Origin of the sequence: Sulfuritalea sp., from assembly GCF_017302275.1 — a bacterium.
GTDB lineage: Bacteria > Pseudomonadota > Gammaproteobacteria > Burkholderiales > Rhodocyclaceae > Sulfuritalea.
This window is the reverse complement of record NZ_JAFLDR010000020.1, coordinates 1-21,939: the sequence shown is the minus strand read 5'-3', so window position 1 is coordinate 21,939 and position 21,939 is coordinate 1. Positions and strand designations below refer to the sequence as shown.

At 66.4% G+C, this 21,939-nt stretch carries 20 protein-coding genes and 2 tRNA genes; 6 read left to right on the top strand and 16 right to left on the bottom strand.

Features of this window, described 5'->3' with window-relative positions:
• Position 1 precedes the first annotated feature (1 nt).
• Genes J0M27_RS12290 through J0M27_RS12280 form a run of 3 tightly spaced genes read left to right on the top strand, consistent with a single transcriptional unit; the run spans position 2 to position 2,827 of the window.
• Entirely contained in the window at positions 2-427 is a 426-nt protein-coding gene (locus J0M27_RS12290) for a nuclear transport factor 2 family protein (protein ID WP_294991892.1), read from the top strand.
• Positions 424-1,413, top strand: a complete 990-nt coding sequence (locus tag J0M27_RS12285; RefSeq protein WP_294991889.1) for a hydrolase — start codon at positions 424-426, stop codon at positions 1,411-1,413. Before J0M27_RS12290 ends, J0M27_RS12285 begins: the two co-directional genes overlap by 4 nt.
• A 31-nt stretch (positions 1,414-1,444) precedes the next feature.
• The gene (locus J0M27_RS12280) at positions 1,445-2,827 is read left to right on the top strand and encodes a phosphomannomutase/phosphoglucomutase (protein WP_294991886.1); all 1,383 of its coding nucleotides are present in this window, start codon (positions 1,445-1,447) and stop codon (positions 2,825-2,827) included.
• A 65-nt stretch (positions 2,828-2,892) separates the two neighbouring features.
• Here the strand turns inward: J0M27_RS12280 and alaS are convergent, their stop codons facing one another.
• The 4 genes from alaS to J0M27_RS12260 form a co-directional block, all read right to left on the bottom strand.
• Complete coding sequence (gene alaS, locus J0M27_RS12275) at positions 2,893-5,514, bottom strand: alanine--tRNA ligase (protein ID WP_294991884.1); 2,622 nt, start codon at positions 5,512-5,514, stop codon at positions 2,893-2,895.
• Positions 5,515-5,683: 169 nt separating this feature from the next.
• The gene (locus tag J0M27_RS12270) at positions 5,684-6,064 is read right to left on the bottom strand and encodes a hypothetical protein (RefSeq protein ID WP_294991881.1); all 381 of its coding nucleotides are present in this window, start codon (positions 6,062-6,064) and stop codon (positions 5,684-5,686) included.
• A 99-nt stretch (positions 6,065-6,163) separates the two neighbouring features.
• The gene (ugpQ, locus tag J0M27_RS12265) at positions 6,164-6,883 is read right to left on the bottom strand and encodes a glycerophosphodiester phosphodiesterase (protein WP_294991878.1); all 720 of its coding nucleotides are present in this window, start codon (positions 6,881-6,883) and stop codon (positions 6,164-6,166) included.
• The gene (locus J0M27_RS12260; protein ID WP_294991876.1) at positions 6,880-8,109 is read right to left on the bottom strand and encodes an extracellular solute-binding protein; all 1,230 of its coding nucleotides are present in this window, start codon (positions 8,107-8,109) and stop codon (positions 6,880-6,882) included. Before J0M27_RS12260 ends, ugpQ begins: the two co-directional genes overlap by 4 nt.
• Before the next feature lie 180 nt (positions 8,110-8,289).
• Between J0M27_RS12260 and J0M27_RS12255 the strand changes: the two genes are divergently transcribed.
• The 3 genes from J0M27_RS12255 (at position 8,290) to J0M27_RS12245 (ending at position 10,284) form a co-directional block, all read left to right on the top strand.
• Entirely contained in the window at positions 8,290-8,865 is a 576-nt protein-coding gene (locus J0M27_RS12255) for a hypothetical protein (protein ID WP_294991874.1), read from the top strand.
• Positions 8,866-8,947: 82 nt separating this feature from the next.
• Positions 8,948-9,024: transfer RNA gene (locus J0M27_RS12250), tRNA-Arg, on the top strand.
• Between the two features lie 159 nt (positions 9,025-9,183).
• Positions 9,184-10,284 carry a DUF2855 family protein gene (locus J0M27_RS12245; protein ID WP_294991871.1) on the top strand — a complete coding sequence of 367 codons (1,101 nt, stop codon included), beginning with the start codon at positions 9,184-9,186 and terminating at the stop codon, positions 10,282-10,284.
• A 66-nt stretch (positions 10,285-10,350) separates the two neighbouring features.
• Here the strand turns inward: J0M27_RS12245 and J0M27_RS12240 are convergent.
• From J0M27_RS12240 to J0M27_RS12185, 12 genes are all read right to left on the bottom strand, one after another.
• Positions 10,351-10,426: transfer RNA gene (locus J0M27_RS12240), tRNA-Ala, on the bottom strand.
• Between the two features lie 49 nt (positions 10,427-10,475).
• Positions 10,476-10,745 (bottom strand): hypothetical protein, encoded by a 270-nt coding sequence (locus tag J0M27_RS12235; RefSeq protein ID WP_294991869.1) that lies wholly within the window; start codon positions 10,743-10,745, stop codon positions 10,476-10,478.
• A gap of 91 nt (positions 10,746-10,836) precedes the next feature.
• A complete protein-coding gene (locus J0M27_RS12230; protein WP_294991866.1) occupies positions 10,837-11,796 on the bottom strand; it encodes an L-threonylcarbamoyladenylate synthase in 960 nt (319 codons plus the stop codon).
• Positions 11,789-12,910, bottom strand: a complete 1,122-nt coding sequence (locus J0M27_RS12225) for a 5-(carboxyamino)imidazole ribonucleotide synthase (RefSeq protein ID WP_294992036.1) — start codon at positions 12,908-12,910, stop codon at positions 11,789-11,791. Before J0M27_RS12225 ends, J0M27_RS12230 begins: the two co-directional genes overlap by 8 nt.
• Positions 12,911-12,933: 23 nt before the next feature.
• The gene (purD, locus tag J0M27_RS12220; protein WP_294991863.1) at positions 12,934-14,214 is read right to left on the bottom strand and encodes a phosphoribosylamine--glycine ligase; all 1,281 of its coding nucleotides are present in this window, start codon (positions 14,212-14,214) and stop codon (positions 12,934-12,936) included.
• Positions 14,215-14,217: 3 nt separating this feature from the next.
• Positions 14,218-15,798 (bottom strand): bifunctional phosphoribosylaminoimidazolecarboxamide formyltransferase/IMP cyclohydrolase, encoded by a 1,581-nt coding sequence (gene purH / locus J0M27_RS12215; RefSeq protein ID WP_294991861.1) that lies wholly within the window; start codon positions 15,796-15,798, stop codon positions 14,218-14,220.
• A gap of 95 nt (positions 15,799-15,893) precedes the next feature.
• Positions 15,894-16,124 (bottom strand): helix-turn-helix domain-containing protein, encoded by a 231-nt coding sequence (locus tag J0M27_RS12210; RefSeq protein WP_294991858.1) that lies wholly within the window; start codon positions 16,122-16,124, stop codon positions 15,894-15,896.
• Positions 16,121-17,143 (bottom strand): tRNA dihydrouridine synthase DusB, encoded by a 1,023-nt coding sequence (gene dusB, locus J0M27_RS12205; protein WP_294991855.1) that lies wholly within the window; start codon positions 17,141-17,143, stop codon positions 16,121-16,123. The genes J0M27_RS12210 and dusB overlap by 4 nt, the downstream gene beginning before the upstream one ends.
• A gap of 104 nt (positions 17,144-17,247) precedes the next feature.
• The gene (locus J0M27_RS12200) at positions 17,248-18,345 is read right to left on the bottom strand and encodes an FAD-dependent monooxygenase (RefSeq protein ID WP_294991853.1); all 1,098 of its coding nucleotides are present in this window, start codon (positions 18,343-18,345) and stop codon (positions 17,248-17,250) included.
• Complete coding sequence (locus J0M27_RS12195; RefSeq protein WP_294991851.1) at positions 18,335-19,690, bottom strand: aminopeptidase P N-terminal domain-containing protein; 1,356 nt, start codon at positions 19,688-19,690, stop codon at positions 18,335-18,337. Before J0M27_RS12195 ends, J0M27_RS12200 begins: the two co-directional genes overlap by 11 nt.
• Before the next feature lie 7 nt (positions 19,691-19,697).
• Entirely contained in the window at positions 19,698-20,429 is a 732-nt protein-coding gene (murU, locus tag J0M27_RS12190) for an N-acetylmuramate alpha-1-phosphate uridylyltransferase MurU (protein WP_294991849.1), read from the bottom strand.
• 125 nt (positions 20,430-20,554) lie between these two features.
• Complete coding sequence (locus tag J0M27_RS12185; protein WP_294991847.1) at positions 20,555-21,592, bottom strand: phosphotransferase; 1,038 nt, start codon at positions 21,590-21,592, stop codon at positions 20,555-20,557.
• Positions 21,593-21,939: the final 347 nt, after the last annotated feature.

Genomic DNA, 21,939 nt, shown 5'->3' with positions numbered 1-21,939 from the left:
CATGCCCAGCCAGAAAATCTTTGCCAGCCCCCAGGATGTCGAGGCGGCCTTCTACGAAGCGCTGGAGAACTCCGATCTGGAAGCCATGATGGCGGTCTGGGCCGAGGACGAAGAGGTGGTCTGCGTGCATCCCGGCGGCCCCCGCCTGGTCGGCTACAACGAAATCCGCGAGGCCTGGCGGCGCGTCTTTTCCGGCGGCGGAAAGCTTCGCGTCCGACTTTCGCAACAGACTGCGATCAGCACCCCGTTCGCGATGATCAGCACGCTGCTGGAAAGCATCGCCAAGGCCGACAACGAAAGCCAGAGCGCGCCGGTGGCCGCGACCAACGTCTATGTACGCGGCGCGTTGGGCTGGCGCATGGTGGCGCACCATGCTTCGCCGGTGCCGCCCGCCAGCGTCGGCGAAGCGCCACGCATCCTGCATTGAGGCCATCCGCCGACGCCGCGCCCTACCAGGCGGCGCCCTGGCTGCCCGGCCGCCACGCGCAGACCATCTGGCCACTGCTGATCAAGGGGCCATTGCCGCGCTACCGGCGCGAGCGCTGGGAGACGCCGGACGGCGATTTCATCGACCTCGACTGGATCGACGGAATGCCCGGCACGCCCTGCGTGGCACTGTTCCACGGGCTGGAGGGGAGTTCGCGCAGCCACTACGCGCGCCGCCTGATGCACGCCGCGGCGCAACGCGGATGGCATGGCGTGGTTGTGCATTTTCGCGGATGCTCGGGCGAACCCAATCGCCTGCCACGCGGCTACCACTCCGGTGATTCCGCCGAGATCGGCTGGATCCTGAGGCGCCTGCGCGACATCGGTCACCCAGCGCTGTTCGCCGCGGGGGTTTCCCTCGGCGGCAATGCCCTGCTGAAGTGGCTGGCCGAACAGGGCGCGGCGGCGGCCGACGTGGTCGACGCGGCCGCATCGGTCAGCGCGCCGCTCGACCTGGCCGCCGCCAACCTGTCGCTGTCTTCGGGATTCAACCTCGTCTATGCGCGGCATTTCCTGCGCACGCTGATCCCCGCGGCACGTGCCAAGGCGCGACGGTTTCCGGGCCGCTTCGACCTGCGCCGCGCGGAGTCCGCGCGCACCCTGCGCGACTTCGACGATGCCGTCACCGCGCCGCTGCACGGCTTCCTCGGCGCCGACGACTATTACGCGCGCAGCAGCGCCGGGCCGCTGCTCGCCGCGATACGCGCGCCGACCCTGCTGTTGCATGCCGCCAATGACCCCTTCCTGCCCCGGTCGGCACTGCCGCGCCCCGAAAGCCTGCCCGCCGCGGTAACGCTGGAAATCCATCGCCAAGGCGGCCATGTCGGCTTCGTACACAATGCCCTGCCCGGTCGCATCGACTGGATGCCACAACGACTGCTCGCGCATTTTTCCGGCCAGCGGCCCGAGTTCGGCCGCATGCGATAATTCCCGCCTGTTCCCTTACCAATCACTCGTCATGCAAATGCCCGCTCCCGAAATCTTCAAGGCCTATGACATCCGCGGCATCGTGCGCACCACACTGACGGCGGATACGGTGCGCCAGATCGGCATGGCCCTTGGCACCGAGGCCGTGGCGCGCGGCGTCAAGTCCATCGTCATCGGTCGCGACGGCCGCCTGTCCGGCCCGGCACTGGCCGGCGCCCTCGCGGACGGCATCACGTCCACCGGCACCGACGTGATCGACATCGGCCGGGTGCCGACGCCGATGACCTATTTCGCCGCCCACGAACTGGGTACCGGAAGCTGCGTTTCGGTCACCGGCAGCCACAACCCGCCCGAGTACAACGGCCTGAAAATGGTGCTCGATGGCCAGACGCTTTACGGCGAGATGATCCAGGACCTGCGCCGCCGTATCGTCGGCGCCGACTATTGCGAGGGCCACGGCCGCGTGCGCCACGCCAGCGTGCGCCAAGCTTACATCGACCGCATCGTCGCCGACGTCAAGCTGGCGCGACCGATGAAGATCGTCATCGACTGCGGCAACGGCGTCGCCGGCAGTGTCGCCCCCGACCTGTTCCGCCGCATGGGCTGTGCCGTCACGCCGCTGTTCTGCGAGGTCGATGGCAACTTCCCGAACCATCACCCCGATCCGTCCAAGCCCGAGAACCTCATCGACCTGCAGCGCGCCCTGCGCGAAACCGGCGCCGAACTCGGGCTGGCCTTCGACGGCGACGGCGACCGGCTGGGTGTCGTCACCCGGGACGGCGAGATCATCTATCCCGACCGCCAACTGATGTTGTTCGCCGCCGACGTGCTGACGCGCAATCCCGGCGCCCAGATCATCTACGACGTGAAATGTTCGCGCTGGGTCGCGGAATCCATCCGCCACCAGGGCGGCCGGCCGCTGATGTGGAACACCGGCCACGCCCTGATCAAGACCAAGCTCAAGGAAACCGGCGCGCCGCTGGCCGGCGAGATGAGCGGCCACATGTTCTTCAAGGAACGCTGGTACGGCTTCGACGACGCGCTCTACACCGGCGCCCGCCTGCTCGAAATCGTCTCGCGCTGGACGGATTCCAACTGGCCGCTGCAGAACCTGCCCAATGCCATCTCGACCCCGGAACTCAACGTCAAGATGCAGGAAGGCGAACCGCACACGCTGGTGGCCAAGCTGCGCCAGGGTGGCAGGAAGCTGCTGCCCGACGCAAAGGAACTCATCACCATCGACGGCGTGCGCGCCGAGTATGCCGACGGCTTCGGCCTGGCGCGCGCTTCGAATACGACGCCGGTGGTGGTGCTGCGGTTCGAGGCGGACACCCAGGTGGCGCTGCGCCGCATCCAGGATGAATTCCGGTCTGCGTTGAAAGCCATCTGGCCGGGGCTGGACACCGGCTTCTGAACCGGCAATGGCACCTGCGGCGGGCGCCGTGATGGCGCGAAGCGCCGTATCGTCAGCGCCGACTCTTACAGCTTCGCCTCCACCCAGCCCTTGACCGAGGCAAGCGCCCCCGGCAAGGCCGCCGGCTGGGTGCCGCCGGCCTGCGCCATGTCCGGCCGGCCGCCGCCCTTGCCGCCGACCTGCTGGGCGACGAAGTTGACCAGTTCGCCGGCCTTGAGCTTGCCCGTCAGGTCCGCGGTGACGCCGGCGATCAGGCTGACCTTGCCGTCGGCGCTGCTGCCGAGGACGATGGCCGCGCTCTTCAGCTTGTCCTTCAGCTTGTCCAGGGTTTCGCGCAGCGCCGTGGCGTCGGCGCCTTCCAGCATCGCGGCGAGCATCTTGACGCCCTTGACATCGACTGCCTGACTCACCAGGTCGTCGCCCTGGGAAGCGGCGAGCTTCGACTTGAGGCGCGCAAGCTCCTTTTCGAGTGCCTTCGCATGGTCCATGATCTGCGCCACGCGCGCCGCCGCTTCGGCCGGCTGCGCCTTGAGTTCGGCGGCGACGGCGTCGAGCAGCGCCTGTTGCCGCTGCACGCTGGCCAGCGCGACGTCGCCGCAGACCGCCTCGATGCGTCGCACGCCAGCGGCGACGCCAGCCTCCATGACGATGCGGAACAGGCCGATGTCGCCGCTGCGGGCGACGTGGGTGCCGCCGCACAATTCGCAGGACGAGCCGATGTCCAGCACGCGCACTTCGTCGCCGTACTTTTCGCCGAACAGCATCATGGCGCCGGTCTTCTGCGCGTCCTCGATCGGCATCACGCGCGAACGGGTCGCCGCATTGGCGATGATTTCCTCATTGACGATGCGCTCGATGCGGGCGATTTCATCCGCGGTAACCGGTTGCGCGTGGGCGAAATCGAAGCGGGTCTTGTCCGGATCGACCTGCGAGCCCTTCTGCTGCACGTGCGGACCCAGCACCTCGCGCAATGCCTTGTGCATCAGGTGCGTCGCCGAGTGGTGGCGCACCGTGCGTGCGCGCGCCAGGGTATCGACTTTCGCCGTGACGCCGCCGCCGACTTTCAGGGTTCCGGTGCGCACCACGCCGTGGTGGCCGAACACGCTGGCCTGGATCTTCTGCGTGTCCTCCACCGCGAAGATGCCGTGGCTGGACCGCAGTTCGCCGACGTCGCCGACCTGGCCGCCGGATTCCGCATAAAACGGCGTGTCGTCGAGAACGACGACACCCATTTCGCCTTCCACCAGTTCATTGACCGCCGTGCCGTCACGGTACAGCGCAAGGATGTTGCCGCGCGCTTCGAGCCCTTCATAACCGTGGAAGCGGGTAGCGGGGCCGTCGTAGTCCAGGTTGGTCGCCATCTTGAACTTGCCGGCGGCGCGCGCCTGTTCCTTCTGTCGCGTCATGGCCGCATCGAAGGCGGCGCTGTCCACACTCACCTGCCGTTCGCGGCAGATGTCGGCCGTCAGGTCGAGCGGGAAGCCGTAGGTGTCATGCAGCTTGAATGCGGTTTCGCCGTTGAAGGCGGCGATGCCGGCCCTGTCCATCGCTTCCAGTTCGGCTTCGAGGATCGCCATGCCGTGCTCGATGGTGGCGAAGAAGCGGTCTTCCTCCAGCTTGAGGATGTCCATCACGCGCGCCCGGCCAGCGACCAGCTCCGGGTAGGCGGCGCCCATCTCGGCCACCAGGTCGGGCACCATCCTGTGGAAGAAGGCGCCGCGCGCGCCGAGCTTCCAGCCATGGCGGATGGCGCGGCGGATAATGCGGCGCAGGACGTAGCCGCGTCCCTCGTTGCCCGGAATCACGCCGTCGGCGATGAGGAAGGCGCAGGCGCGAATGTGGTCGGCCAGCACGCGCAGCGAGGGACTGTCCATGTCGGCGTCCGAGGTTTCACGCGCGGCAGCCTTGATCAGCGCCTGGAACAGGTCGATCTCGTAGTTGGCATGCACATGCTGCAGCACCGCCGAGATGCGTTCGAGGCCCATGCCGGTGTCGACCGAGGGCTTGGGCAGCGGATGCATGACGCCCGCTTCGTCGCGGTTGAACTGCATGAAGACGTTGTTCCAGATCTCGATGTAGCGGTCGCCGTCCTCGTCCTCGCTGCCCGGCGGGCCGCCCCAGATGTGCTCGCCGTGGTCGTAGAAAATCTCGGTGCAGGGGCCGCAGGGACCCGTGTCGCCCATCATCCAGAAGTTGTCGGAAGCGTAGCGCGCGCCCTTGTTGTCGCCGATGCGGATCACGCGCTCGGCCGGCACGCCGATCTCTTTGGTCCAGATCTCGTAGGCTTCGTCGTCCTCGGCGTACACCGTGACCCAGAGCTTGTCCTGCGGCAATTGGTACACATCGACCAGCAGCTCCCAGGCGTACTTGATGGCGTCGCGCTTGAAGTAGTCGCCGAAACTGAAGTTGCCCAGCATCTCGAAAAAAGTGTGGTGCCGCGCGGTGTAGCCGACGTTTTCGAGGTCGTTGTGCTTGCCGCCGGCGCGCACGCATTTCTGCGAGGTCGTGGCCCGGTTGTAGCTGCGCTTGTCGAAGCCGAGGAACACGTCCTTGAACTGGTTCATCCCGGCATTGGTGAACAGCAGCGTCGGATCCTCGTGCGGCACCAAGGAACTGGAGGCGACGATCTGGTGGCCCTTGGAGGCGAAAAAGTCGAGGAATTTCTGGCGAATTTCGGAGCTTTTCATGGCGGGCGCGCAGCCTGAGAGGCAAAAGATGGATTTTACGCGATGAAGGCGCATCGCCGGGGCAAGTCCCGCTCCGACAGCGGGCCGCGTTCCGACTGCGGGATGCCGACCGCGCCGCGCGGGAAAACAAAAACCCGCCTCGCGGCGGGCTGTTGTCCGGTTCGAATGCTCAGCGGTTGCGAGCCGGGCGATCCTTCTTGCCGTCGTGGTTGCGGTCATGCTGACGATCATGCTTTTCGCGGGCGATCTTGCGACTCTGGCCGTCCTGGGCCTTCTGGATCCTCGCGCGTTCCCTGGCAGTCACCTTCCCGTCGGCCTTGGCCTTGTCTTCCATCGCCTGCACCCGATCCTGACCCTTTTCGAGGCGCGCCGCTTCCCTGGACGTCAGTTCCCCCGTCTTGACACCCTGGTCAATGCGCTGCTGCTGGTTGGCCTGGCGCTTGTCGATGCCGGGCGTTGTGGCAGGATCCTTTGCCGGCGCGGTTTGCGCCAGCACGGGCAGGGTGAATGCGGCGAAAACGGCAAGCAGCAGCCTTGATGTGCTTTTCATTTGTTGCTCCTCTTGTCTGGAATGGGACAACCCCATGCGCAGAGTAACGCCGGCACCGCAATCCAGGTGACAGGAAAATGTAAGCGGCGGTAAGCCGGCTTACATTTCCTCGGCCTGCCAGAGGTCGGGGCGATCGCTGAAGACCGCGCTGACCCCGAGCGCAAAAAGCCGCGCGCCCTCGTCGCGGCCATTCACCGTGTAACAGGCCAGCGGATAGCCGGCCTTGCACACTGCGTGCGCCACATCCTCCGCCAGCGAGTTCGCCGCGCAATGCAGCGCCCGCGATCCCGATCGCTCCAACAGCCCAGGCCAGTCGGTCGGAACCGCCTCGACCAGCATGGCGCGCGGCAGCAGCGGCGCCTCGACGGCGGCGGCCTGCAAGGCCACCTCGGAAAACGACGAAAGTACCAGCTTGCCGCCGATCGCGGCCGAGGCTCGAGCCACGGCGCGCCCGGTCTCCGCTTCATGACCCGTGGCGGGCTTGATCTCGACATTGGCCCACAGCCCTAAGGCGGCACACAACCGCAGGGCCTGGTCCAGGCTCGGCAGTGGCTCCCCACCGAACGCCCGATGATGCCGGCAACCGGCATCGAGCCGCAGCAGTTGTCCGGAATCCGCGGCCGCCACGCCACCCAGGCCCGAGGTGGTGCGCTCCAGGGTCTCGTCGTGGATCAGCACCGGAACGCCATCGGCGCCGAGCATGGCGTCGAACTCGACGCCGCGGCAGCCGATGCGTGCCGCGATGCGCAAACCGGCCAGGGTGTTCTCCGGCGCCAGCGCGCCACCACAGCGATGCGCGATGATGCGCGGATAGATCATGGCCGGACCGGAACGGATCCCGCCTTGGGCGGCGCCGCAATCGCCGCATTGACGCGGCGCATGGCGTTGTCCAGCGCCTCCTTGGCCGCCCGGTCGGTGGTCCATACGAACTCCACTTCCTCGCCGAGGAATTCGTGCAGGCGGTCGCGAATGGGTCCGTGCTTGATCCGGGTGCTGCCCTTGCGCGACACCGACAGGCGCCTTTGCGCCGCATCCAGCAGATGCGGCGGGATGTCCGCACTGCGGAGCGCGGCCAGTGCGCCCGGTGTCATCGGCAGGTAACTGGTCGCCTGCACCCATTCCTTCTGCACCTCGGGGCGCAACAGGTAACCCACGAATCGTGCCGCAAGCCGGTTTTCGTCCTTCTTGTGCCCCGCCAGCACCCACAGTCCGGCACCATCGGGAAGGACATCGTTGGGCTTCGCCGCATAGGCGTCGTCGTAATGGGGCAGGGGATGGATGCCGACATCGATGCCGGCGCGCCTGGCCTCGGCAAAGAGGGATGACGGTCCCGTCAGCATCGCGCATTCACCGGCGAGGAAGCGACGGTCGCCTTCGCGCGCCCGGCCGGAATAGTGGAAGTAGCGGCTCTTTTGCCAGCTCGCCAGCAGGGCGAGGTGCTTGACGTTGGCCATGCCATTGAGCAGCACCTGATCCACTTTGCCGTTTTTCGCCATCAGCGGCTCGCCGGCCTGCGCCGAGATGTTCTCCGAATGCACCCAGGCGAAACGCGAGGTGGTCAGGGGGCATTTGCCACCGCGGTCGTAAATTTCGCCGGCCACCTTTTGCAGCTCCCACCAGGTGCGCACCGGCTGGTCCGGATCGACGCCAGCCCTGCGCAGTGCAGTGCGGTTGGTGAGCAGCACAGGCAGGGTCAATGCCAGCGGCAGTGCCTGGATGCGCCCGCCGGCGTCGTCCACCGCATCGGCCACCTGCGGATAGAACTGCGCCGCGTCCAGCCTCTGCCCGGCCTCGCCCATGACCTCGTGCAGCGGGCGAAAGCGCGGCCGCGTGTCGAAAAAATCCATGCTGTCGTCGGGATCGAGCAATGCCAGATTCGGCAGCACCTGCTTATGCTCCACGCCGCGCGCGTCCTGCAAGAGCACGCGGCCCTTGCCCTTGAGTCCATCGTTGAAGCGCAGCACCAGCGTCGCCAACGTATCCAGCGCGCGGCCGTCGAGGTCATGGCGCAGGGTGACGTCCTGCGCAACGGCCGCGCCGGCCATGCAGCATCCGATCAAGATTCCGATTGTCTTCCCCATCCGACCGCCTCTCGTTCAAGCAAACAGAACGAGTTTATACGCGAACGACACGGGGCCCGAAACTGTTGCACCCTCATCGCTTGTCGATTACGCTATGCCTGAATTCCCGACTGGAGCAGGCATTCCGCCCGCAATTCGAGCGTCATGAACACCTCACAACGGATCGCCGTGTTCGTGGCGGTCGCCAACCTGCTTCTGCTGGCGGCCTTCCCGCCTTACGACTACGTCTCCCTGCAACGCGGCAACGTGCCGACCTTCGACGGCTTCTACTTTGCCTTCGGCTCCCACCTCAACCGCGTGCTGAACAAGGATTTCCTCCTGCTGGAGGTCATCGTGGTGCTGATCAACGCCTGCATCGCCGTGCTGCTGTTGCGCGCTCCGGCAGTCAGCCAGGCGCGCCGCCTAGGAGGCAACAAGCGCCAGCGGTCGGTACTCCTGCTGGTTGCCATCAACCTTGTGCTAATGGTCCTGTTCCCGCCCTTCGAGTACTACTCGGCCATCACCAAGGCGGCCCTGCCGACCTTCGAGGGTTTCTACTTCGTGTTCGGCGACAACTCCCAGCGTCAACTGGTAACTCCGATCCTCTATATCGAGGCCGCGCTGGTTCTGATCAACGGCGCGCTGCTCTGGCTGGTCTTCCGCGACAAGACGCCAGAAGAACTGTCGGCGGAACAGGTGCGTGCGCTGGCGCAGCGAGTGCGGGCCACCCAGAAGAATTGACCGGCGTCGGCGCGCGCCACCACCGGCGGCGGCTTGGCGCCTTGTTTTCATCGGTATCTTCGGTATAATCCGCCCCTCTCAAGCGCCCGTAGCTCATCTGGATAGAGTACTTGGCTACGAACCAAGGGGTAGGGAGTTCGAATCTCTCCGGGCGCGCCAGCAATACCAAAGGGCTTGCAGCAATGCAGGCCCTTTTCGTTCATGTCCGCGCCAAAAGCGCGGACGGTATCCCTGCGATGTAGCCTGTGCCAGACTTGCGCGGACGGCTCGTCCGCGAGTCGTCCGCCGCCTGCCACCAACCCGAGGGAACGCGCCATCATGGACACCTTAGACTTCCTCGTCCGCAAGGACCAGCTTTCGCGCACGGAATTGCGCACGGTGCCGGCACCCGCCCTCGACGCCGGGCAGGTCCGCCTGCGCGTGGACAAGTTCGCGCTGACCGCCAACAACATCACGTACGCGGCGTTCGGTGATGCCATGAGCTACTGGGGTTTCTACCCGGCCGAGGACGGCTGGGGAAGAATCCCCGCGTGGGGCTTCGCCGACGTGATCGAGTCCCGTTGTTCCGGCATCTCGCTCGGCGAGCGCTTTTACGGCTACTACCCGATGTCGTCCGCCGTCGTTCTGCAACCGATCCGACTATCCACCGCGGGCTTCTCGGACGGCGCCGCCCATCGGGCCGCACTGCATGCGGTCTACAACAGCTACCTGCGCTGTTCCAGCGACCCGTTCCACACCGCGCAAACCGAGGACCAACAAGCGCTGCTGCGACCGTTGTTCATTACCTCGTGGCTGATCGACGACTTCCTGGCGGACAACAACTTCTTCGGCGCCAACGATACCGGCGACGCCATCGTGCTGCTCTCCAGCGCATCGAGCAAGACCGCCTGGGGCACTGCCTTCATGCTGGCGCAGCGCAAGGGCATCGAAGTGGTCGGACTGACCTCGGCAGCGAACGTGGAATTCTGCAAGAGCCTGGGGTGCTACCACCGGGTCCTCGACTATGGACGGCTTGAACAGGTCGCCGCCGACGCGGCCTGCATATACGTCGATTTTTCCGGCAATGCCGCCCTGCGCAAGGATATCCACACGCGCTTCGCCAACCTGAAATACAGCAGTTCCATCGGCGGCACGCACATCGACCGACTCGGCAGCGCGCGCGATCTTCCGGGTCCGCGGGCGACCCTGTTCTTCGCCCCGGCGCAGATCAAGAAGCGCAGCGGTGAATGGGGCGCGGACCTGCTTGGCCAGCGCCTGCTTCAGGCATGGCAGGCTTTCCTCGGCACCTTGGGCAAGCCCGGGCAGCCCTGGCTGGTGGTGAAGCGGCACCAGGGACCGCAGGCGGTGTCGGCCGCCTACGCCGACGTGCTCGCCGGTCGCGGCGACCCGCGCCTCGGCCACATCCTTGCGCTGAACTAGACCCGGCGCACTCTCGTCTTTCGCCGGGCAAAAAAAAGGCCAGACCGAAGTCTGACCTTGGTGAACTGGTGGAGGTGAGCGGGATCGAACCGCTGGCCTCGACGTTGCGAACGTCGCGCTCTCCCAACTGAGCTACACCCCCGTCAAGGGAGTGGATTATATCAATCGCGCCAAGGCAAGGAAAGCCGGCCTCAGACGAGGCTGACCTCCTTCAGCGCGCACTTGGTGACTCCCAGTTCGGTGCGCACGACCAGCGGATAGCTTTTGCCGAGGAAGGTGCCGACTGCGGCGATGTTGTAGCCGACGACGATGCCGGGGATGCTGCCGACCAGGACTTCGCGTCCGACCACAAAGCCCTGCTTGATCGCGGCGCCAACCGCACCGGCGATGGCGCTGTCGATTCGTTCCGCGCCCTGCCGGCCTGTTCCCGGATGCAAGCCATCGCGTTGCTTGGCAGCCATTCTCTCGCTCCTTGGCGGAAAGTCCGCCCTCAGGAAAATTATCGGCCGCAGCCAAAGAACTTCAGGCCTCGATGAAATTAAAGTTTCACCCCTATTTCGAAGTGGCGGCAGCCCGCCGCAGGCGGTCCGCAACGGCTCGCCACGCCTCGTCATCAGGGGGCGCGGCGACCAGGATCAGGTCACAGGAGAGCGCGTCCAGTTCGCGCAGCCGGGTATACAGGTCGTGTGCAAATCGCTCCGGATCGAGGTCGGCCGCGCGCCAGACCAGGCTTTCGTGGGCTATCCCGGGCGCTTGCGCTGCCAGCACGGCGACGCGCTGTCCGGCATCGAGCGCGCAGGTGGTGACCCCGGCGAGTTCCGTTGCGGCAGCCAGTTGCAGGGGAGTGCGCGGGGCGTAGTGGGCTTCGAGGCTGCCCGAGACGCGCGGCGCATCCGCCGTGCCGCCAAACGCAGGTACGACGCCCAGCACCTTGCCGATGGCCGCCGCGTCGAGCATGCCGGGACGCAGGATGCGCGGCGCGGCGCCGCTGAGGTCGAGGATGGTGGATTCGATGCCGACGGCGCAAGGACCGCCATCGAGCACCAGCGCCACGGCATCACCGAGATCCTCGCGCACGTGCGCGGCGGTGGTCGGACTGATGCGGCCGAATCGATTGGCCGAGGGCGCAGCAACGCCGCCACCGAATTCGCGCAACAATTGCAGCGCCAGCGGATGGTTCGGCACGCGCAGGCCGACCGTGTCCTGGCCGCCGGTGATCGCGTCGGAGACCGACGGATGGCGCCTGAGGATCAGGGTCAGCGGTCCGGGCCAGAATGCCGCCGCCAGTCTGTGTGCGGCTTCGGGAATATCGACGGCCCAGTGCTCGAGCTGGCTGGCATCCGGCAGATGGACGATCAGCGGATGGTCGACGGGCCGCCCCTTGGCGGCGAAGATCCGCGCAATCGCGCGGGGATTCGCCGCGTCGGCGCCCAGGCCGTAAACCGTTTCGGTGGGGAAGGCGACGAGTTCCCCGGCGCGCAGCAGGCCTGCCGCTCGAACGACGTCATTCATCGCCGATGCCGATCAGCCGCCGTGCCGCCAGCGCCGACTTCTGTACCTCCTGCGCATCGCCGCCGACCACCGTGAAGTGGCCCATCTTGCGTCCCGGCCGGGCGTGGTGCTTGCCGTAAAGATGAAGTTTCAGATTGGGCACGGCGAGCAATTGCGCCCAGTCGGGTTCGTGGGCGTGATGCGGGTCGCGCCGGTACCAGAAGTCTCCCAGCAGATTCACCATCACGGCGGCCGAATGCGCGCGCGCCTCGCCCAGCGGCAATCCGGTCAGCGCCCGCACCTGCTGCTCGAACTGGTTGCTGACGCAGGCATCGATCGTGTAGTGCCCGGAGTTGTGCGGCCGCGGCGCCATTTCATTGACCAGCAGGCCTCCGCGCACGACGAAGAACTCGACGGCGAGCGTGCCGACATAGCCCATCTCCTGCGCGATGCCCTCGGCGATTTCCTGTGCATCGCCGGCCATGCAGCCGCCGGTGCGAGCGGGCACGATGGAAACGTCGAGGATGCCGTGGCGATGGCTGTTCTCGGCGACCGGGAAGCACTTCACGCCGCCCGTCGCGTCGCGCGACAGCACCACCGACACCTCGTAGTCCAGCGGCAGCAGCTGCTCCAGCACGCAAGGCTCGTTCTTCAACTGGCGGAACGCCAGCAGGGCCTCGTCGCGGCCGGCAACCCGGACCTGGCCCTTGCCGTCGTAGCCGAAGCGCGCCACCTTGAGGATGCCGGGAAACAAGCCGGCGTTGGCCTGCGCGATGTCATCCTCGCTGCGGATGTCGGCATAGGGTGCGTGAGGAAAACCGTGCTGCCTGAGGAAACCCTTTTCCGCGCTGCGATTCTGGCTGATGGCGACGGCCTCAGCCGACGGCCGCACCGGCAGGAACTTCGACAGGTAGGCGAGGCTGCCGGCAGGAACGTTCTCGAACTCGGTGGTCACCGCCGCGCAGGACTCCGCCATCTGGTTCAGCGCGTCCTCGTCATCGTAGGCGGCCACCAGGTGCCGGTCGGCGATGCGCCCGGCGGGACTTTGCGGGTCGGGATCGAGCACCACCACGCGGTAGCCCAGTTCATGGGCGGCGATGACGAAGAAGCGGCCCAACTGGCCGCCACCGAGCATGCCCAGTGTCGCCGGCGGCAGGATCATCTCTTTATTGCGCGGAAACCTATATCGCGGCGGCATTGCATGCCGTCGAAACTGACCTGGTCGAGCACCTCGTAGGCGCGTTTCTGTGCCGCCTTGACGTTGTCGCCCAGCGCGGTGACGCAGAGCACACGTCCGCCGGCCGTCACCACCTCGTTCTTCGCCGAAGCGGTGCCGGCATGGAACACGTGGCTATCCTCGGTGCGCGCGGGCAGGCCGTGGATCACGTCGCCCTTGCGCGGCGTGTCCGGGTAGTTGGCGGCGGCCATGACAACCCCGAGCGCGACGCGACGATCCCAGTCGACCTCGACTTCGTTGAGGCGTCCGTCGATGGCGGCGTCGACGATCTCGACGAAATTGCTCTTCAGCCGCAGCATGATCGGCTGGGTTTCGGGATCGCCCATGCGGCAGTTGAATTCCAGGACGCGCAGGCTGCCGTCAGGTTTGATCATCAGCCCGGCATAGAGGAAGCCGGTATACACGATGCCGTCGGCGGCCATGCCGTTGATGGTCGGCATGATCACCTCGCGCATGACGCGGGCATGGATTTCCGGCGTCACCACCGGCGCCGGCGAATAGGCGCCCATGCCGCCGGTGTTGGGTCCCTGGTCGCCGTCCTTGAGCCGCTTGTGGTCCTGGCTGGTGGCCAGCGCCAGCGCATGCCTGCCGTCGGCCATGACGATGAAGCTGGCCTCCTCGCCATCGAGGAACTCCTCGATGACGACGCGCGCGCCGGCCTCAGTGTGGTGAACTGCGAGCTTGTTGTCGGAAAGCATCATGTCCACCGCGGCGTGGGCCTCGGCAAGATCCATCGCCACCACCACGCCCTTGCCGGCGGCGAGGCCGTCGGCCTTGACGACGATCGGTGCACCCTCGGCGTCGATGTAGTCGTGGGCTGCCCTGGTCTCGGCGAAGGTCTGGAACTTCGCGGTCGGTATCCTGTGCCGCGTCATGAATCGCTTGGCGAAGTCCTTCGAACTCTCCAGCTGTGCAGCGGCTTTTGTCGGGCCGAAGATGCGCAGGTTGCGGGCGCGGAACACGTCGACGATGCCGGCGGCCAACGGCGCCTCGGGGCCGACCACGGTGGCATGCACCTTCTCGCGTTGCGCGTAGTCGGCCAGCGCATGGATATCGGTCAGCGGCAGGTTCTCCAGTTCCTGTTCACGCGCCGTCCCGGCATTGCCCGGCGCCACATAAACCTTCTGCAGACCCGGCGACTGGGCCAGGCGCCAGGCCAGTGCATGCTCGCGCCCGCCGGAACCCACCACAAGAATCTTCATGGCTCAGTGACGGAAATGGCGGAAGCCGGTGAACACCATGGCCAGGTTCTGCTCGTCGGCCGCGGCAATGACTTCAGCATCGCGCACCGAACCGCCGGGCTGGATCACCGCCGTCGCCCCGGCCTTGGCCAGCACATCGAGACCATCGCGGAAGGGGAAGAAGGCGTCCGACGCGGCGACGCAGCCGGCCACGGTGAGGCCATTGTTCTCGGCCTTGATCGCGGCAATGCGTGCGGAATCGACCCGGCTCATCTGGCCGGCGCCGACGCCGACCGTCATGGCGTCCTTGCAATAGACGATGGCGTTGGATTTGACGTACTTGGCGACGCGCCAGGCGAACAGCAGGTCGGCCATTTCCCCGGCGGTGGGAGCGCGCTTGGTCACCACCTTGACGTCGGCCTGGACGATGCGCGACTCGTCGGCGCTTTGCAGCAGCAGGCCGCCTCCGACGCGCTTGTAGTCGAGCAGGCCGGCCACCTTGCCCAGGGGCACCACCAGCACCCGGAGGTTCTGCTTGGCGGCGAATACGGTGCGTGCCTCGGCGGTGATCTCCGGGGCGATGATGACTTCGGCGAACTGGCCGGCGATGGCCTCCGCCGCCGCCTTGTCGATGGCGACGTTGAAGGCGATGATGCCGCCGAAGGCCGAAGTCGGATCGGTCTTGAAGGCCTTGCGGTAGGTCTCCAGCGCATCGGCGCCGACCGCGACGCCGCAGGGATTGGCGTGCTTGACGATGACGCAGGCGGCCGGCGCGATCGAGGCGTCGAAGGCCTTGACGCATTCCCAGGCCGCGTCGGCGTCGGCGATGTTGTTGTAGGAAAGCTCCTTGCCCTGGATCTGCTGGTAGCTGGCGATGCTGCCAGGCACGGTCGTCGTCTCGCGGTAGAACGCCGCCTGCTGGTGCGGGTTCTCGCCGTAGCGCAGGGTCTCGACCTTGTCGAAAGCCAGCTGCAGCTTCTCCGGGAAAACACCGGGCTTGTTTTCGGCGTCGAGCGCGGTGAGCCAGTTGGCGATCGCCGAGTCGTAGCGCGCGGTGTGGGTGAAGGCCTTCTTCGCCAGTGCGAAGCGGGTGGCGTAGGAAATCGCGCCGCCGGCCTTGAGTTCTTCCAGGATCGGCGCGTAGTCCTCCGGATCGGTCAGCACGGCAACGCCACCCTGCTCGTTGCCGTGGTTCTTCGCCGCGGCGCGCACCATGGTCGGGCCACCGATGTCGATGTTCTCGATCGCGTCGTCGAGCGTACAACCGGTCTTGGCGACCGTCTCGCGGAAGGGATAGAGGTTCACCACCACGAGGTCGATCGCCTCGATGCCGTGCTCGGCCATGACGGACAGATGCTCGGGCAGGTCGCGCCGGCCGAGGATGCCGCCATGCACCTTGGGGTGCAGCGTCTTGACCCGGCCGTCGAGCATCTCGGGAAAGCCGGTGTAGTCGGAAACGTCGGTGACCGCGAGGCCGGCATCGCGCAACAGCTTGGCAGTGCCGCCGGTGGAAAGAAGCTTGACCCCGAGCTGGGCCAGGCCGCGGGCGAAATCAACCGCGCCGCGCTTGTCGGATACGCTCAGGAGCGCCTGTGTCACTTTCATGTAAACCTCGGGAAGTTGGAGTGAAGCATCGTGTATGAAATCCCCTGCGATGCGCGTGTTTCATCTTCTGCGGCTGGCGCTCGGTGCCATGAGCGTCAAAGCAGTTCGTGCTCAACCAGCATGCGGCGCAGGGTGCCGCGGCTGATGCCCAGCATCTCGGCGGCGATGGTCTGATTGCCTTCCGCCTGCTTCATCACGACTTCGAGCATCGGCCGCTCCACGCACTTGAGCACCATGTCATAGACGGCATGTGGCGCCTGGCCGTCGAGGTCGCGGAAATAGCGGTTCAGGGTACGCCGCACGCAATCGTGGATTTCGCTGCTCATGCGGCCATCACCTCCCGGTTGCGATCCTCGTAGCGCAAGCGCTCGTTGGCGGCCGCCTGGCCAAGGAAGAATTCGTCGGCGGCGGCAAGCTGCTCCCCGACGGATTGCAAACTGTTCATGGCATGGCGGAAATTCGCCGACCCGACCAGGCCCTTGGTGTACCAGCTGATGTGCTTGCGCGCGATGCGCACGCCGGTTTCTTCGCCGTAGAAGCCATAAAGCTCGGCAAGGTGCCCGCGCAGGATGCGATGGATCTCCTCGACGCGCGGCGGTGGCAGTTCATCCCCGGTGGCGAGGAAGTGCTCGATCTCGCGGAATAGCCAGGGACGGCCCTGAGCGGCACGGCCGATCATTACGCCGTCGGCGCCCGTGTATTCCAGAACGTAACGGGCCTTTTGCGGCGAATCAATGTCGCCGTTGGCGATGACCGGAATGCCGACCAGGGATTTGACCAGGGCAATGGTGTCGTATTCCGCGCAACCCATGTACTGGTCGGCCCGCGTGCGGCCGTGGATGGCGATGGCGCGAATTCCGGATTCCTCGGCGATGCGGGCGATGCTCGGCGCATTGCGGTTGGCACTGTTCCAGCCGGTGCGAAACTTGAGCGTCACCGGGGTGTCGGGAACGGCGGCCACCACGGCTTCGAGGATCCTGGCCACCAGCGGCTCGTTCTGCATCAGCGCCGAGCCAGCCATGACGTTGCAGATCTTCTTGGCCGGGCAGCCCATGTTGATGTCGATGATCTGGGCGCCGTTGTCGGCGTTGTAGCGCGCAGCCTGCGCCATCATCGCCGGATCGGCGCCGGCGATCTGCACCGAAATCGGATCGACTTCGCCTTCATGGTCGGCACGGCGGCGCGTCTTGGCGCTGCCGTAGAGCAACGAATTGGAGGTGACCATTTCAGAGACCGCGAGGCCGGCACCGAGCGACTTGCACAACTGGCGAAACGGGCGATCCGTGACCCCGGCCATGGGCGCGACAAACAGGTTGTTGCGCAACTGAAAGCCGAGGAAGTCCATGTCGGAATGGGAAGGGAACGCGATCGGGAGGGCGCGATTTTAGCGCAAAGCGGGCCGCCGGCGATCGAGGATGTTTATCAGGCATCGCTCCTGCGTGACATAAATCACGGCCAGGCGCGGGCACCAAAAATCATTCGCCTGGCAACGAACTCGCGCAATTCCGGAACCAGGTCCAGCGCCAGCAGTCCGGCGCCCCGCACATGCTTGAGCGGCGCAAAATCCGAGGCAAAGCCGTCGATCAAGAGGTCGGTAAACGCGATCGCGCCACGTCGGTCCACGCGCCGGGCACGCGCGTATTCGGCAAGCACCCCGGGCGCGCCAGGATCGGCGGCCGCACCAAGCTGGCGCGCCAGTTCCCAGATGTCGCGCAGGGCCAGGTTGAACCCCTGGCCGGCCACCGGATGCAGGGTCTGTGCCGCATTGCCGAGCCAGACCTGGCGCACGCCGACGGGGTCAGGCCGATAGCGCAGTCCGAGCGGGTAGGACACCCGCGGGGTTGCCGACACGAAGCGATGGCGAATGCCGAATCGCTTTTGCAGCAATGCGAGGAAAGCCGCGTCGTCGAGAACCCTGACCCCATCGACGACCGCGTCGTCGCAGGTCAGTACCACCGAATAGCCCTCGCCCAACGGCAGCAGAGCGACCGGACCATCGCCGGTGAAGCGTTCCCAGGCGACATTGCGATGCAATCCTTCAATGCCGACATTGCAAAGCACCGCGTGCTGGCCATAGTCGCGCCGGGTGCCGGCGCCGGGCTCGATCATGCCTTCGGCGTAGGCCGTCAGCGCAAAATTCGCCGTGTCGCCAGCGCCGACTTTGATCGAATCGCGATAGACGATCCCTGCGTTTGCCGCCGCGCCGTCCAGCGCAACGATCAGGTCGCGCGCCGGCAACACCCAGCCGAGCGCTTCCAGACCGAGTTCGGACGCGCGCAGGAGCGTGCGTCCGAAGCCGCCACGCTGCGAGATGTGGATGGTTTCGATCGCCGTCGCCGGCAAGCCTGACCAGGCGCCGAGCCAGTCGAGAATCTGGCGCGAACCTTCGGAGAGCGCCAGCACCCGCTGGTCGCGGCGCACCATGGCGCGCTCGCGCGCTTCGAAGATCTCTGCGTCGATGCCGTGGATTTTCAGGGCCAGGGCCGAGGCCAGCCCGGCAGGACCACCGCCAATGATCGCGACGGTCCGGCCGCTGTCAGCCGCCACGGGCGTCGCGCATCAGCGCTTCGATGTCGGCGATTTTCTTGGGCGCGGCGGCGGTGATGATTTCGCAACCGGCGGCGGTGACCACGGCATCGTCCTCGATGCGCACGCCGATGTTCCAGAAGGCTTCGGGCACGTCGTCCGCCGGGCGGATGTAGCAGCCGGGCTCGATGGTCAGCACCATGCCCGGCGCGAGCGGCGCCCAGTGCTCGCCTTCCTTGTACTCGCCGGCGTCGTGCACGTCCTTGCCCAGCCAGTGGCTGGTGCGGTGCATGTAGAAGCGCTTGTAGCTTTCCGACTCGAGCACGGCATCGAGCGAACCCGCGAGCAGCTTCATGTCGAGCATGCCCTGGGCCAGCACCTTGAGCGCGGCGTCGTGGGGGTCGGCGAAGGTGGCGCCGGGGCGCAGCGCGGCGATGGCCGCCGCCTGCGCGTCCAGCACCAGGTCGTAGACATCCGCCTGCGGTCCGCTGAAGCGTCCATTGACCGGGAAGCAGCGCGTGATGTCCGAGGCATAGCCGCCGAGTTCGCCGCCGGCGTCGATCAGCAGCAGGTCGCCATCCTTCAGCACCCGGTCGTTGCCGACGTAATGCAGCACGCAGGCATTGGCGCCGCCGGCGACGATCGGGGTGTAGGCCGGGTACTCGCAGCCATGGCGGCGAAACTCATGCAGCAACTCGGCCTCGACTTCGTACTCGTAACGGCCGGGCGCGACGAAGCGCATCGCGCGCATATGCGCATTTGCGGAAATTTCCGCGGCGCGGCGCATGGTCGCCAGCTCGGTCGCATCCTTGATCAGGCGCATCGCATCGAGCTCGGCGCGCACGTCGCGGATGGCGGGCGGCGCGCGCTTGCCGCTGCGGCTTTCGGCGCGCACCTTGTTCAGCACGGCGGCGATGCGCTGGTCCCAGCCCGCGTCGTGGCCGAGCGAAAACCACAGCGCCGGCTGGTCGGCGATCAGTTCCGAAAGCCTGGCGTCGAGTTCGGCGACCGGATGCGCGGCATCGAAGCCGAAGACCTCGCGCGCGCCCTCCGGACCATGGCGAAAGCCGTCCCAGATTTCGCGTTCGAGGTTCTTTTCGCGGCAAAACAGGATGGCCTGCGACGCCATGGCGCCAGGGCCAACCGCCATCACCAGCACGGCCTCCGGTTCGGTGAAACCCGTCAGGTATTGGAAATAGCTGTCGGCGCGGTAGGGGAAGTGCGTATCGCGATTGCGGGCCTGCTCGGGCGCGGTCGGAATCAGCGCGACGCCACCGCCGCTCGCCTTCATGCGTTCGACCAGCAGGAGTCGGCGCTGGCGATACGGCGCGCACTCGTCGTTTGCAACAGCCGGGGTCGTGTTCATCGGCCGATTATATGTCCCGTCGCGCGGGTGCCGGGAGCGAAGCCGAAGCCACATTGAGCTCGTCGTCGAGCGCCGCCAGGCGCTGCGGCGTGCCTATATCCTCCCAGCGTCCGGGGTGGAATTCACCGGACACTCGCCCGGCGCCCATCGCCGCCCGCAACAGGGGCGCGAGCTTCGCCGGCGTGCCGCGTGCGATGCCCGCAAAAAGTTGCGGGCGATAGATGCCGATGCCGGAGAACGTGCAGGCGCGGGCGCCGCGTTCCCCCGCCGTGGCGTCGGCGCCGACTCTTGCCCCAAGCAGGCTGAAATCGCCTTGCGGGTGCTGCGGCGGGTTGGGTACTAGCACCAGGTGTGCGAGGTCGCCGGGCAGCAGCCGGTGCGCCGCCTGCGACACGTTCCAGTCGCACCAGATATCGCCGTTGATCACCATGAAGGGGGCCGCGTCACCCAGCAGCGGCAGCGCATTGGCAATGCCGCCGGCGGTTTCCAGCGCGCCCGGTGGTTCCGGCGAATAGCGGATCGACAGACCCCAGCGACTGCCGTCGCCCAATGCCGCTTCGATCTGCGCGCCGAGGTGGGCATGATTGATCACCACCTCGCGCAGGCCGGCAACGGCAAGCCGCTCCAGGTGCCACGCGATCAGCGGTTTGCCCCCTACCGGCAGCAGCGGTTTCGGCGTGTGGTCGGTCAGCGGCCGCATGCGTTCGCCGCGACCGGCGGCGAGAATCATCACTTTCATTGGGCACTCGCCCAATGAAAGTGATGATTCTCGCCGGGGGCGAGCAGGAGTTGGCTCACCCCCCGGCCCCCTCTCCGGGAGAGGGGTGACCGGTCAGGGTCCGCGCTCGGCGCGGACCAAGGCAACTACTCACTGCGCCTCCCGAGGCTCCCGGCATCCATCGTGTAGCCCAGCACCGTGACCTTGTCCTCGACCATGTCGAGGATCTTGCGCAGCGGGGAAAGCTCGCTGTAGCGTTCGCAGGCTTTGCGCAGGTAGCGGGCGACCAGCGGCATGTCCTTGAGGTAGCCGTCCTTGCCGTCGCGGTGCCAGAGCCGGGCGAAGATGCCGAGCACCTTGAGGTGGCGTTGCACGCCCATCCATTCGTAATCGCGGAAGAACACGCCGAAGTCGCCGGCGATCGGCAGGCCGGCCTTCCGCGCCTGTTCCCAGTAACGCACCAGCCAGTCCAGCGCGAGGTCCTCGTCCCACTCGATATAGGCGTCCTTGAGCAGGGACACCATGTCGTAGCTGATCGGGCCGTAGACGGCGTCCTGGAAGTCGATGACACCGGGATTGCGGCCGCCAGCCGGGGCGATCCGCATCAGGTTGCGCGAGTGGTAATCGCGATGGACGAAGACTTTCGGCTCGGCGAGGTTGGTCGCCAGGATGCGCTCGAAGGCATCTTCCAGCGCCCGGCCCTCGGCATCGGCGAGCACGATCCCGAGATGCTTGCCGAGGTACCACTGCGGGAACAGGTCGAGTTCACGGCGCAGCAACACGCGATCGTAGTCGGGCAGCGCGCCGGGACGGCTGGCCCGCTGTATCGCCACCAGGGCGGCTATTGCGTCGGCATAGAGCGGCCTGGCGTTGTCGGCATCCAGTGCCAGCAGGTAGGTGGCGTTGCCGAGGTCGGACAGCAACAGGAAACCGCATTCGAGATCCTGCGCGATGACCTGCGGCACATGCGCCCCCGCGGCTTCGAACAACTGCCGGACGTGGAGCCAGGGGCGGCAGTCTTCGTTGGCCGGCGGCGCATCCATGACGATGCGGGTTGCGCCGTCCGCAAACGTGACGCGAAAATAACGACGGAAACTGGCGTCGGCCGAGGCCGGCGCAAGGCTGAATTCACGCCCCGGAAACAGGGCGGCGAGCCAGGTCTTGATCTGCTGCTGGCGTTCCATGGCGGGATGGCGCTGGAGATCCGGAACAGCGCAAAAGCTTTGTCCTGGAGCGCTTTGCGCGGAGTTGAAGTGTTAGAATTATTGATTCTAGCATCGGCCGGCAATGGCTCACCCCGCCTGTGATACGCGCGGTTTGCACTGCGATTTTCCGTTACCGCTGCAGCTACTCGACGACACGGCATGCCTCGATCGCATCGCGGACAATTCGGCCCGGATTCACTGCTCGTCCTGCTGGCGCTCGTTTCGGGCCCGGTAGCGGCGCAATCGCTGCCGCCATTGCGTGTCAATCCCGCACTGCTCGGCGCCGGCACGCCGCAGCCAGCCGCGGCGGTTGCCGCTCCGGCCCC

Coding starts and splice junctions, on each gene's coding strand:
- J0M27_RS12290 (WP_294991892.1), top strand. CDS start 2: ATGCCCAGCCAGAAAATCTTTGCCAGCCCCCAGGATGTCGAGGCGGCC.
- J0M27_RS12280 (WP_294991886.1), top strand. CDS start 1,445: ATGCAAATGCCCGCTCCCGAAATCTTCAAGGCCTATGACATCCGCGGC.
- alaS (WP_294991884.1), bottom strand. CDS start 5,514: ATGAAAAGCTCCGAAATTCGCCAGAAATTCCTCGACTTTTTCGCCTCC.
- J0M27_RS12270 (WP_294991881.1), bottom strand. CDS start 6,064: ATGAAAAGCACATCAAGGCTGCTGCTTGCCGTTTTCGCCGCATTCACC.
- ugpQ (WP_294991878.1), bottom strand. CDS start 6,883: ATGATCTATCCGCGCATCATCGCGCATCGCTGTGGTGGCGCGCTGGCG.
- J0M27_RS12260 (WP_294991876.1), bottom strand. CDS start 8,109: ATGGCCGGCGCGGCCGTTGCGCAGGACGTCACCCTGCGCCATGACCTC.
- J0M27_RS12255 (WP_294991874.1), top strand. CDS start 8,290: ATGAACACCTCACAACGGATCGCCGTGTTCGTGGCGGTCGCCAACCTG.
- J0M27_RS12245 (WP_294991871.1), top strand. CDS start 9,184: ATGGACACCTTAGACTTCCTCGTCCGCAAGGACCAGCTTTCGCGCACG.
- J0M27_RS12235 (WP_294991869.1), bottom strand. CDS start 10,745: ATGGCTGCCAAGCAACGCGATGGCTTGCATCCGGGAACAGGCCGGCAG.
- J0M27_RS12230 (WP_294991866.1), bottom strand. CDS start 11,796: ATGAATGACGTCGTTCGAGCGGCAGGCCTGCTGCGCGCCGGGGAACTC.
- J0M27_RS12225 (WP_294992036.1), bottom strand. CDS start 12,910: ATGCTCGGTGGCGGCCAGTTGGGCCGCTTCTTCGTCATCGCCGCCCAT.
- purD (WP_294991863.1), bottom strand. CDS start 14,214: ATGAAGATTCTTGTGGTGGGTTCCGGCGGGCGCGAGCATGCACTGGCC.
- purH (WP_294991861.1), bottom strand. CDS start 15,798: ATGAAAGTGACACAGGCGCTCCTGAGCGTATCCGACAAGCGCGGCGCG.
- J0M27_RS12210 (WP_294991858.1), bottom strand. CDS start 16,124: ATGAGCAGCGAAATCCACGATTGCGTGCGGCGTACCCTGAACCGCTAT.
- dusB (WP_294991855.1), bottom strand. CDS start 17,143: ATGGACTTCCTCGGCTTTCAGTTGCGCAACAACCTGTTTGTCGCGCCC.
- J0M27_RS12195 (WP_294991851.1), bottom strand. CDS start 19,690: ATGAACACGACCCCGGCTGTTGCAAACGACGAGTGCGCGCCGTATCGC.
- murU (WP_294991849.1), bottom strand. CDS start 20,429: ATGAAAGTGATGATTCTCGCCGCCGGTCGCGGCGAACGCATGCGGCCG.
- J0M27_RS12185 (WP_294991847.1), bottom strand. CDS start 21,592: ATGGAACGCCAGCAGCAGATCAAGACCTGGCTCGCCGCCCTGTTTCCG.